The 12,202-nt window shown below is 58.0% G+C and carries 10 protein-coding genes; 5 read left to right on the forward strand and 5 right to left on the reverse strand.

The features are described from left to right. Positions 1-480 precede the first annotated feature (480 nt). From NV64_RS21950 to lpxP, 5 genes are all read right to left on the reverse strand, one after another. Positions 481-1,242: an amino acid ABC transporter ATP-binding protein gene (locus NV64_RS21950; RefSeq protein ID WP_101506784.1), complete on the reverse strand. Its 762-nt coding sequence runs from the start codon at positions 1,240-1,242 to the stop codon at positions 481-483. Between the two features lie 8 nt (positions 1,243-1,250). Next, entirely contained in the window at positions 1,251-2,351 is a 1,101-nt protein-coding gene (locus tag NV64_RS21955) for an amino acid ABC transporter permease (protein WP_101506785.1), read from the reverse strand. Positions 2,352-2,366: 15 nt separating this feature from the next. Beyond that, on the reverse strand, positions 2,367-3,545 hold the full coding sequence (locus tag NV64_RS21960) for an amino acid ABC transporter permease (RefSeq protein ID WP_101506786.1): 1,179 nt from the start codon (positions 3,543-3,545) through the stop codon (positions 2,367-2,369). Positions 3,546-3,613: 68 nt separating this feature from the next. Beyond that, positions 3,614-4,639, reverse strand: a complete 1,026-nt coding sequence (locus NV64_RS21965) for an amino acid ABC transporter substrate-binding protein (RefSeq protein ID WP_056234955.1) — start codon at positions 4,637-4,639, stop codon at positions 3,614-3,616. Between the two features lie 385 nt (positions 4,640-5,024). Next, on the reverse strand, positions 5,025-5,945 hold the full coding sequence (gene lpxP, locus NV64_RS21970) for a kdo(2)-lipid IV(A) palmitoleoyltransferase (protein ID WP_056234952.1): 921 nt from the start codon (positions 5,943-5,945) through the stop codon (positions 5,025-5,027). A gap of 776 nt (positions 5,946-6,721) precedes the next feature. On the opposite strand from lpxP, the gene tssB reads away from it, so the two are divergent. The 5 genes from tssB to NV64_RS21995 form a co-directional block, all read left to right on the forward strand. After that, positions 6,722-7,219 carry a type VI secretion system contractile sheath small subunit gene (gene tssB, locus NV64_RS21975; protein WP_056234949.1) on the forward strand — a complete coding sequence of 166 codons (498 nt, stop codon included), beginning with the start codon at positions 6,722-6,724 and terminating at the stop codon, positions 7,217-7,219. A 158-nt stretch (positions 7,220-7,377) separates the two neighbouring features. Then, positions 7,378-8,925 (forward strand): type VI secretion system contractile sheath large subunit, encoded by a 1,548-nt coding sequence (gene tssC, locus NV64_RS21980; RefSeq protein WP_056234947.1) that lies wholly within the window; start codon positions 7,378-7,380, stop codon positions 8,923-8,925. A gap of 15 nt (positions 8,926-8,940) precedes the next feature. Continuing rightward, on the forward strand, positions 8,941-10,278 hold the full coding sequence (gene tssK / locus NV64_RS21985) for a type VI secretion system baseplate subunit TssK (RefSeq protein ID WP_101506787.1): 1,338 nt from the start codon (positions 8,941-8,943) through the stop codon (positions 10,276-10,278). Next, on the forward strand, positions 10,275-10,928 hold the full coding sequence (gene tssL / locus NV64_RS21990; RefSeq protein WP_101506788.1) for a type VI secretion system protein TssL, short form: 654 nt from the start codon (positions 10,275-10,277) through the stop codon (positions 10,926-10,928). Before tssK ends, tssL begins: the two co-directional genes overlap by 4 nt. A 3-nt stretch (positions 10,929-10,931) precedes the next feature. After that, positions 10,932-12,202, forward strand: a 1,271-nt coding sequence (locus NV64_RS21995; RefSeq protein ID WP_233209074.1) for an OmpA family protein, incomplete at its 3' end; no start/stop codon positions are given.

The following is a 12,202-nucleotide window of genomic DNA, read 5'->3' on the forward strand; positions in this document are numbered from 1 at the left end:
GTGAAACGCCGTAGCGCCGATGGTAGTGTGGGGTCTCCCCATGCGAGAGTAGGGAACTGCCAGGCATCAAACAAGTAAAGAAGCCCCGTGCGAAAGCACGGGGCTTTTTTGCGTTTTCAGCACTTAAAAACGGTAAAACGGCTGCTAAAAACAGCAAAAAAAGAATAAAATCCAGGCGATCGACAGGATGCAGGTATTAAAAAAGCATGGCGGATAGCCGCAATATCATGAAGAAAACATAATCCGAATAACGCCGTTACCCGTTACCCGTTACCCGTTCTCCAGCACCTGCTGGCGCACGTTTTCGTATACCGTGTTCAAAGAGGCGTGACGCTGATGTCCGCTCTGTGGCCCGTAACATACTGACCCTGACAGAGGCGCTGAAGGGATTACTGACTAAGCTGCTGGGTATTCAGGAGGAGCAGAGCATGCCGCCCGTCGCCGGGCGGCATGTTCAGCAGCGCTAACCTGCGACAGGGCTCAATGGATGACCTGGGAAAGGAAGGCGCGAGTGCGTTCAGACTGCGGGTTGGAGAAAAATTGCTGCGGTGGTGCTTCCTCTACGATCTCCCCGCGATCCATAAAGATCACCCGGTCGGCAACGGTGCGGGCGAAGCCCATTTCATGGGTCACGCAAAGCATAGTCATTCCATCCTCCGCCAGCCCAATCATGGTATCCAGCACCTCCTTCACCATCTCCGGGTCCAGCGCAGAGGTCGGTTCATCAAACAGCATGATCTTGGGTTTCATGCACAGCGAGCGTGCTATCGCCACGCGCTGCTGCTGCCCGCCGGAGAGCTGGCCGGGAAACTTATGCGCGTGCTCGGCGATACGCACTCGTTCGAGGTAGTGCATGGCTAAGGCTTCCGCCTCTTTTTTCGAGGTTTTGCGCACCCAGATCGGTGCCAGGGTGCAGTTCTGCAGCACGCTGAGGTGCGGGAACAGATTGAAGTGCTGAAACACCATGCCCACCTCGGTGCGCACGCGTTCAATGTTGCGCAGATCGTCATTTAACAGCGTGCCGTCCACCACAATCCGCCCCTGCTGATGCTCTTCCAGGTGGTTAATACAGCGAATGGTGGTGGACTTACCGGAGCCGGAAGGTCCACAGAGGACGATGCGCTCACGGGGCTTCACCTGCAGATTAATATTTTTCAGCACGTGAAACTGCCCGTACCATTTGTTCACGTTATCGAGCGTAATCATCATTGCGTCGTCAGAAAACGTCATCATTTTTGTCATGGTAAACCTCAGTGTGGCGAACGCCCGGTGTGAAAACGCTTCTCCAGATGCTGGCTGTAGCGCGACATGCTGAAACAGAAGATCCAGTAGATCAGTGCGGCAAAGACATAGCCTTCGGTCGACATTCCCAGCCAGGCGGGATCGACGGTGGCCTGCTGCACGCTGCTGAACAGATCGAACAGGCCGATGATGATCACCAGACTGGTATCTTTAAACAGGGCGATAATGGTGTTGACCAGGCCGGGGATCACCAGCTTGAGCGCCTGGGGCAGGATCACCAGCCCCTGAGTTTTCCAGTAGCCCAGCCCCAGCGACTCGGCCGCTTCATATTGCCCCCTGGGCAGCGCCTGCAGCCCGCCCCGCACCACTTCCGCCACGTATGCGGACTGGAAGAGGATCACCCCGACCAGCGCGCGCACCAGCTTATCGATGGTGCTGCCCTCCGCCATAAACAGCGGCAGCATCACCGAGGACATAAACAGCACGGTGATCAGCGGCACGCCGCGCCAGAACTCGATAAACACCACTGAAAGGGTGCGCACCACCGGCATCCGCGAGCGGCGGCCCAAAGCCAGCAGAATACCGAGCGGCAGCGCGCCGGCAATCCCCACCGAGGCGATAATCAGCGTCAGCGTCAGGCCTCCCCACTGGCGGGTCTCTACGCGTTCAAGTCCGAAATAGCCGCCATACAGCAGCAGCCAGACCAGCAGCGGGTAGATCACCGCCCAGCCGGCGATGTAACGCCCGCGGTGCGGCAGTGCGCGGAGGAACATCGGAATAATCGACAGCAGGCCGATGATCAGCGTCAGATTGATGCGCCAGCGCAGCTCCTGCGGATAGAGGCCATACATAAACTGGCCAAAGCGCGCGTGGATAAACACCCAGCACGCCCCTTCTTTACTGCAGTCTGCCCGGGTGCTGCCGACCCAGTTGGCCTGGAAAATCAGCCAGTTGAGCGCCGGCGGGATCAGCGACCACATCACCCACAGGCAGAAAAGGGTCAGCAGCGAATTTCCCCAGCTGGAGAACAGATTTTTTCTCGCCCAGACCAGCGCACGTGAGAGCGTGCCGGCGGCGGCGGGTGTGGTTTCATGCAGAGTGACTGTCATAACTGCCCCGTTCTCTTAACGCTCAATCAGCGCGATTTTGCGGTTGTAGATATTCATTAACAGCGAAATCGTCAGGCTGATAATCAGATACACACCCATCGTGATGGCGATGGTTTCAATCGCCTGACCGGTCTGATTCAGCACGGTTCCGGCAAACAGTGACACCATATCGGGGTAGCCGATGGCCGCTGCCAGCGATGAGTTTTTCACAATATTCAGATACTGGCTGGTGAGCGGCGGGATGATCACCCGCATCGCCTGCGGAATGATCACCTGGCGCAGCGTCACCGGATTCGGCAGCCCGAGTGAGCGCGCCGCCTCATGCTGGCCGTACGGGACCGACTGAATACCGGCGCGGATCACTTCAGCAATAAACGACGAAGTGTAAATCGACAGCGCCAGCGTCAGCGCCGCCAGCTCCGGGATCAGCACGAAGCCGCCGCGAAAGTTAAAACCACTCAGTTGCGGCACATCCCAGTGCACCGGGTTGCCCGCAAACAGGCTGGTGACCAGCGGCAGCACGATCAGCAGCCCGAGGGCAACGGGCCAGGTACGTCGCAACTGGCCGGTCTTGCGCTGATGCAGACGGTGGTAACGCAACAGCGCATAGCTGGCAACGACGGCAACCAGCACGGCGGCGATAAATGGCCCGCTGCCGGCGGCATACTCAGGCCATGGAATGTACAGCCCGCGGTTGCTGACAAAAGCGAGATCGAAGGCGTTCAGCGCCTGACGCGGACCGGGCAGGTTGCGCAGTACGGCGAAATACCAGAAGAAGATCTGCAGCAGCGGCGGGATATTGCGAAAGGTTTCGATATACACCATCGAAATTTTACGCAACAGCCAGTTATCCGACAGGCGCGCCAGGCCGATAAAGAAACCGAGCACGGAGGCAAACACGATGCACAGCGCGGAGACCAGCAGGGTATTGGTCAGCCCGACGAGAAACACCCTGGCGTACGTATCGCCCTCGCTGTAGTCGATCAGGTGCTGAATGATGCCGAAACCGGCGCTGCGATCGAGAAAAGCAAAGCCTGAGGTGATGCCGCGGTTGGCGAGATTAATAATGGTGTTGTGAAACAGATAGCCGGCGACGGCTAACACGGCGATAACCGCAACGAGCTGATAAAGCCAGGCGCGAACCGCAGGATTGCTGAATGAAAAATCCCTTTTAACGGTTGGGCGTTGAGACATGTTGCAACCTCAGTGACGAAAATTCTGCCGAGGGCACCGGCGGACCGGTGCCCGGTAATCAAAGGGAATTAACGTACTGGGGGCGCGTACTGAATACCGCCGTTGTTCCACAACGCGTTCTGCCCACGGGCAATTTTCAGCGCGCTGTCTTTACCGACGTTGCGGTCAAATACTTCCTGATAGTTACCGACCTGCTTCACGATGTGATAAGCCCACTTGTTGTCCAGCTTCAGGTCTTTACCGAAGTCACCTTCGCTACCCAGCAGGTGGGCCATATCCGGCGTGGTCGGTTTAGCGGCCATCTGATCGACATTTTTCGAGGTGATGCCCATCTCTTCGGCATTCAGCATGGCAAACAGCGACCATTTCACGATGGTGTACCAGTCATCATCACCGCGGCGAACCACCGGGCCCAGCGGTTCTTTGGAGATCACTTCCGGCAGCACGATAAACTCATCGGGCTTGCCGAGCTTGATGCGCAGCGCATACAGCTGCGACTGATCGGACGCCAGCGTATCGCAGCGGCCGGTATCCAGCGCTTTCGCGGATTCATCGGAGCGGTCGAAGGTCACCGGGGTGTACTGCATTTTATTGGCTTTAAAGTAGTCGGCGACGTTCAGCTCGGTATCGGTACCGGCCTGAATACAGACCGTAGCCCCGTCCAGCTCTTTGGCACTTTTCAGGCCGGCTTTCTGGTGGGTCAGGAAGCCGATGCCGTCGTAGTAGTTCACGCCGGCGAAGATAAAGCCCATGCCGCCATCGCGCGAAGAGGTCCAGGTGGTGTTACGCGACAGGATATCCACTTCACCGGACTGCAGGGCGGTAAAACGCTCTTTGGCGGTCAGCGGGGTGTATTTCACTTTACCGGCATCGCCGAAAATTGCCGCAGCCGTGGCGCGGCACACGTCAACGTCAATGCCGGTAAATTTACCGGTTGAGTCAGCGTAAGAGAACCCTGGCAGTCCATCGCTGATACCGCACTGCACAAATCCTTTCTTTTTAATCGCATCCAGCGTGGTGCCAGCATGAGCCTGATTCACTGCGGCAAACAGGGTTACCGCAACGGCCAAAGTGGAGAGCATCATTTTTTTCATAGAGCATCCTGTGTGGCGAAATCGTATTGTTATGGATATGACACGCTGTAGTGCATGCAGCCTGTGGAAAGCCGCAGGCATTCACTGCACTGCAAATCAAATGCCAGATTTGCAGTGGTATGAATTCGCTGGAAAGTTTTACTAATAATCGAGGGTGGGTTACAAGTTACGCTACTATCGCGCACCCTTGTGGGGCGAAAATACCCCCTGCGATCACAAAGGGTGCAAACAGTTTCACTATATGGAATTAGTGTGAGCGGTGTGGCAGAAGCCAGGGTTCAGGAGCAACAGGACTAAGCAAGCGCGCTGAGGGCAGAGAATGTAAGGCAGAAAGCAGGGGGTACACAGAAGCAGGCCAGCGCCCGGCGGCGCTGGCGGCGGGTAATCAATACAGCGAAGCGTTGCCCACCGGGCGGGTTTTAAAGCGACGGTGCAGCCACAGATACTGGTCCGGAGCACGCATGATCTCACGCTCAATCACCCGGTTCATATAGGCCGCGGCCTGCTGTTCGCTGTCGATCGGGTACTCTTTCAGCTCTGGCTGGATCACCAGCTCGTAGCCGCTTCCGTCATCCTTACGGATCAGGACGACGGTGATCATCGCCGGCTTAGCCATGCGTGCCAGCATCCAGGTACCGCTGGTGGTGGCGGCTTCCGGTACCGCAAACAGCGGTGCAAACACGCTGCCTTTCGGGCCGTAATCCTGATCCGGGGCAAACCAGACGGCTTCACCGTGCTTCAGCGCCTGCACCATACCGCGCAGGTCGCGACGGTTAATCATCGCCTTATTGGAACGCATGCGTCCTTTGGTCTGTACCCACTCCATCAGCTTATTGTTGTGCGGACGGTACATCGCCATCATCGGCTGGCACAGGCCCATAACGCGGCCACCCAGCTCCAGCGACATAAAGTGTACGCCGATGATTAACGCACCACGTCCGCCCTGCTGCGCGGCTTTCAGATTATGCAGGCCGTCGACGCTGAACCAGCGCTTTACGCGACGATCCGACCAGAACCAGGCCATGCCGGTTTCCAACAGGCCCATGCCGAGGGATTCAAAGTTACCCACTATCCTGCGTTCAAGCTGCGCGCTCTCCATCTCCGGGAAACAGAGCTGCAGGTTGCGTCGGGTAATCGATACCCGGCGTTTCAGGAAGCGCATTGAGGTACGGCCCATCCAGTTGCCGAGCTTATACAGCAGCGGGTAGGGCAGTTGCACCAGCAGGAACAGCACGCTGACGCCAAACCAGGTCAGCCAGTAGCGGGGATGGAGTAAACCTCTGTGGAATTTTTGCGACTGATTCATTTTTTCTCGTGGTTACGTTGATGGGGTTCAGGGGCGGTAACGCACAAAAAAGACTCAATTGCGGTACAACTGTTCGACACCCATTTAAGACGATGGTTTAGCCAGATTCCGATATTGGCAATATCTTTACATTCGTGGGGCGTTACGCACTGTGCGAAGCCGTGGAGAGCGGTGTGCCTGCGAAGGAAATTTCCTGACGCAGAGTGTACACAGGATAGCGGGTGTTCAGGAAGAGGGAACCTGGAAAATTCTTATCAGTAACGACTATCTTTGCCTCACCTCAACATTATGCCACTGACGAGGGCTGATACCAGGCCAGCGCCGACATTTCCTGCTTCAGGGAAAAGTGATATGCGCGAAACGTCACAACATGGCCAACCTCTCCTGCACAGGCGTATTCAGTATGTATTACTGCCAGTTTTAAGGCCTTTCAGCGACCATTAAGACCCTCAGCGCCGGCAAGAAAGTCATTAACATACATGACAGTGAGTTAACGAAACAGTTAATCATTATGTAATGTTTGCGTGTCTGACAGGCGGCTTTGCAACTCTTAAAATCCGGATGTTCATTTCCTTATGAGATTATTTTAGCTCATGCATTAACCATTTCATTCAGTAACTTAACTCAAATTTACAGAAAATTCCTATATAAATCAGATCACATTTCGTAAATTACCCCTTTGCCCGCATAAGTCAGACTACGGTATAGTCGCGCCTCTACACACAGGGAAAGTGTGCGTAATGCTGCTTTCCGTGCCCATTTTTACAGGAGTAACTATGAGTAATTCTTATCAAAATGAGATCCCCAAGGCGCGCGTCAATATCAAACTGGACCTGCACACCGGCGGCGTGGCCCGTAAAACCGAGCTGCCGTTAAAGCTGCTGGTCACCGGCGACTTCAGCAACGGTCAGGAGCAGCGTGCGCTGTCCCTGCGTGAGAAGGTCAACGTCAACAAAAACAACTTCGACAGCGTGCTGGCGGAGTTCTCCCCGTCATTAAACATCTCCGTAGAAAATACCCTCGCCGGCGACGGCAGCGAAGAGAACGTCAGACTGACCTTCAGCAATATCAAGGACTTTTCGCCGGAACAGGTCGCCCGCCAGATCCCGCAGCTCAAAGCGATGCTGGCAATGCGCAACCTGCTGCGCGACCTGAAAGCCAACCTGCTGGATAACGTCACCTTCCGCAAGGAGCTGGAAACCATCCTGAAAAACCCTGCTCTGAGCGACGAACTGCGCAGCGAACTGTCTGCCCTGGCCCCTGAACGGGCCTGATTGCTGACGATAGTCCCACACGATTCGGCTTGCAGGAAGGCGGCGAATGAGCGAATTCCGCGGAGCTTACTTCAGTAAGTAATGCGGGCGAGCGAGAGCAGCCAGCGCACCTGCAGCCTGAAGCGTGACGGGAAAATTCATGGAATGATAAAGAGAGAATGTTAATGTCTGTGCAAAATGAAACCTCCTCTGCCGGCACCACCACCGTGCAGGATAGCCCCGCTGTAAGCGGCGTTTACGCTTCGCTGTTTGAAAAAATCAATCTCAGCCCGGTGTCGCACCTCAGCGACCTGAATATCTGGCAGGACAGCCAGGCGATGTCCGATGCCAGCGTCGACGAGCGCGTCACCGCCGCGATGAAGGTGCTGGTGGAGTGCCTGAACCAGTCCGGTTCTCAGGTTGAAAAGCTGGATAAAGCCCTGCTGGACCACCATATCGCGCAGCTGGATGAGCAGATCAGTCGCCAGCTTGACGCGGTGATGCACCACGACGATTTTCAGCAAGTCGAGTCCCTGTGGCGCGGGCTGAAGTCGCTGGTCGATAAAACCGACTTCCGCCAGAACGTGAAGATTGAAGTGCTGGATCTATCGAAAGAGGACCTGCGTCAGGACTTCGAAGACTCTCCGGAAATTATCCAGAGTGGCCTGTACGCACACACCTATATCGCCGAATACGACACCCCGGGCGGTGAGCCGATCGGCGCGCTGATCTCCTCTTACGAATTCGACGCCTCGGCGCAGGACGTGGCGCTGCTGCGCAATATCTCTAAAGTGGCCGCGTCCGCGCACATGCCCTTTATCGGCTCCGCCGGCCCGCAGTTCTTCCTGAAAGACCATATGGAAGAGGTGGCGGCGATTAAAGATATCGGCAACTACTTCGACCGTGCCGAATACCTTAAGTGGAAATCGTTCCGCGAAACCGACGACGCTCGTTATATCGGCCTGACCATGCCACGCGTGCTCGGCCGCCTGCCGTACGGCCCGGATACCGTGCCGGTGCGCAGCTTTAACTACGTGGAAGAAGTGAAAGGCCCGGATCACGACAAATACCTGTGGACCAATGCCTCCTTCGCCTTCGCTGCCAACATGGTGAAAAGCTTTATCAGTAACGGCTGGTGCGTGCAGATCCGCGGCCCGCAGGCGGGGGGCGCAGTCACCGACCTGCCGATCCATCTTTACGACCTCGGCACCGGCAACCAGGTGAAGATCCCGTCTGAAGTGATGATCCCGGAGACCCGCGAATTTGAGTTCGCTAACCTCGGCTTTATCCCGCTGTCGTACTACAAAAACCGCGACTACTCGTGCTTCTTCTCCGCTAACTCGACGCAGAAACCGGCGCTGTACGACACCGCCGACGCCACGGCCAACAGCCGCATCAACGCGCGTCTGCCGTATATCTTTCTGCTGTCGCGCATTGCGCACTATCTGAAGCTGATTCAGCGCGAAAACATCGGTACCACCAAGGATCGCCGCCTGCTGGAGCTGGAACTGAACACCTGGGTGCGCGGCCTGGTAACGGAAATGACCGATCCGGGCGACGAACTGCAGGCTTCCCACCCGCTGCGCGATGCCAGAGTGATTGTCGAAGATATCGAAGACAACCCGGGCTTCTTCCGCGTCAGGCTGTTCGCTATTCCCCATTTCCAGGTGGAAGGGATGGACGTCAACCTGTCACTGGTTTCCCAGATGCCGAAAGCGAAAGCCTAAGGCGGGATAACAGGGATGAAAATTTATCGTCCGTTATGGACTGACGGGGCCATGCTGGCCCCACAGCAGTTCCAGCAACAGGCCCGCTGGGATGCTTATGTAGCGGAAAACGTCGCCCGCATGGGGATTGCTCACCCGTGGGGCGTTCTGGCGGCGGAATTTGACGATGCCGCGCTGGCACTCTCCCGGCTGAATGCCGTTCGTATGGTGGTTCGTTTCCCGGACGGTACCTTGGTGGATTCTGACTGTTCAGACAATCTGCCGCCGGTCTGCGACCTGTCTGCGGCCGCAGACCGTGATTCTGTCGAGGTGTTGCTGGCGCTGCCGTTGCTGAGTGCCAACGGCGGGAATCTGGATGATGGTCAGGACAGCGAGCGCCCGCGCAGATGGAAAGCGGAACGCGTCGAGGTGCAGGAACTGGCCGGTCACGAAAGTGGTGAGCTGGCTGTTCTTCGTCACGCGATGACGCTACGGCTGGCAACCCAGGAAAACAGCGCCTGGCTGACGTGTCCGGTGGCCCGTCTGGTGCGCAATGCCCAGGGACAGTGGAGCCGCGACGCGTCGTTTATTCCGCCGCTACTCGCCCTGTCTGCCAGCCCGCTGCTGGTGGCCGGGTTAAGCGATCTGCTGAGTCGTTTGCAGGCACGTCGCCATCGCCTGATGGCGATGCGTCGCGAGAGCAACGAACGGATGGCGGACTTCGCGGTGGCGGATGTGTCCCTGTTCTGGCTGCTCAATGCCCTGAACAGCGCTGAGCCGGTGCTGGCGGAGCTGTTACAGACCCCGTCGCGTCATCCGGAACTCCTGTACCGGGAGCTGGTGCGCCTGGCGGGCAGCCTGCTGACGTTTTCGCTGGAGCATGACACCGCGGATATTCCGGCCTGGCAGCATGATGCGCCGGAGCAGGTTTTCCCGCCGCTGCTGACGCTGCTCGATAAGCTGCTGGAAGCCAGCCTGCCCTCCCGTGTCATCAGCATTTATCTGGAGCATGTCGAGCAGATCTGGCGAGGCTCGCTGCATGACGCCCGTCTGCGCGAAGGGGCCGATTTCTACCTGTCGGTTCGCTCGTCAATGCCGAATCACGAGCTGCAGAGTAAATTCCCACAGCTGTGTAAAGCCGGCAGCCTCGACGATGTCTCGGACGTGGTTAACGTGGCCCTCAGCGGCATGGTCATCAAACCGCTCAGCCATGTTCCGGCAGCCATCCCGTTGCGTCTGGAAAACCAGTATTTCTCACTGGATCTGAGTACCGATGCCGCGCGGGCGATGCTGGAAGCGGGCTGCTGCACGTTCTATACCCCGGGTTCACTCGGTGAGGTGAAGCTCGAACTCTTTGCGGTACTGCGCACATGAAGACATCCGATCACAGTCAAATCGAACGCATCTTCTATCCCGGCTGGCTGATGGTCAGCCAGCTACGGGGCGGACAGGAGGTTCGCGAGGGAGGAAAACTCTACCGTCGCGCCTGTCGCCTGGTTCAGGACGCCCGCACGGCCCTGACCGATGCGGGCTACAGCGAGGTCAGCCGCGACCATATGGTGTATGCCCTGTGTGCGCTGCTTGATGAAAGCGTGCTGAATCGCGGTAAGACGGATGATGGCTACCTGACCTGGCGGCGTGACCCGTTACAGGCGCATTTTTTTGGCACGCTGAATGCGGGCGAGGAGTTGTGGGAGCGTATTCGCAACCTGCTTAAGGAAACGGCGCCGGATCAGGCGGTACTGCTGTGCCTGTACCGCACGCTGCAGCTCGGTTTTGTCGGGCAGTATCGCGCGCAAAATGACGAACGCCGTGAGGATGTGATCCGGGCGCTGAGGGAAAGGGTTCCGCCGTTTACCCTTGCGCAGGACGCGCCGATTGTGGCCCGGGCTTCCCGTTTACGCAGCGGTCGCTGCGGGTACTGGCTCTCCTGGGCTGGTGGGGCCGTAGTGCTGGTCGCGCTCTGGTTTTTCCTCTCCGCTTCCCTGTCCGGGATGGTGGCTCAGATGGGCAGCATGGGGTAAATGATGCGCGATTATTACCGGAGCCTGCTGACCACCCTGAGTGGCATCCTGTGTCTGTGGTTAATCTTCGGATTCTGGCCGCTCACGGTGGGCAGCCGGATAACGCTCAGCCTGCTGGTTTTGCTGGCCTGTGGCGCGTTGTTATGGCGACAGAGAACGGTATCACGCAGGCGGGCGGCGGCGCTCAGAGATATTCAGGATGACAGCCTGCCCCCGGAAGATTTCCACGGGGCCGTTGTGCTGGCCTGCGGAGACAACGCCGCATTGTTTGCGCCGGAAACCCGTCACCGGGAAACCCGCCACGGCTGGTATCTGTGGGTTAAGGATGCTGAGCAACTGCCGCTGCTGGTCCGCCATCTGAGCCTGGTTCGTCCGGCGCAGGCCGCGCAGATTTCGGTGTTGCTGGCCGTTGTGCCGGAAAGCCATCTCTCCGCGGATGCATTTACGCAGCAGCTGCGGGGCTGGCAGCGCGCGCTGGTGCAGTGCCGCAGCACGCTGAGTGGCCTGCCCCCGCTGTGGACCGTCAGCTGGATTTCTCCGCCAGCGGCCAGTGCGGATCCGCAGCCGGTCTGGTTTACCACCGTCAGCAACCGGGAAGGCATTCAGGTGCATCAGCCAGGGCAGGGAAATGTATCCCTGAGCGAATGGACCCGGGAGGACGATGCCGCCGGACGTCTGTCACGGCTGAGTCAGGCCCTGTGGCTGGACGGCTTTCTGGCGTGGCAGAGCAGCAGGGTGGACAGCCTGCTGTCCGCACGTCTGGGCGAACTCCCGGCGATGAAACCCTGTGCGCAGGGGATCTGCATGCTGCCGGTCGCCAGCGTGGCAAATAACCTCTGGCAGCAGCATGTCGCCGCCATCACCGCGCTGGAGCCGGAACGGTCTCTGTCTGACGGAGAACCTTTGCCGCTGCCTGAGCTGCTGCTGTCGGCACTGCCCCGGCAGCGGGGCATCAGCCGCAGGATGGTGTTCTGGCGTTATGTCGGGCTGACCGGCGGCGCTTTTCTGGTGCTCGCCATGCTGGCCTCTTACATCAATAACCAGCGGCTGATCCACAGCGTCAGCGATCGCCTGAAGCTGTATCACCACCTCAGCAGCGAACCTTTAACACCAAAACTACGGGCACAGCAGCGTCTGCGCGCCGACGGGGCATTGCTGGATGACTGGCTGCGCCGGGGCGAACCCGTTCGCTATCGCCTGGGCCTGTATCAGGGCATGCGCCTGATCCCGCCGGTGGAGGCGGCGCTCAGCGACTGGGCTCCGCCGCCACCGCC

The sequence above is a fragment of the Erwinia sp. B116 genome, assembly GCF_002865965.1.
Lineage (GTDB): Bacteria > Pseudomonadota > Gammaproteobacteria > Enterobacterales > Enterobacteriaceae > Erwinia.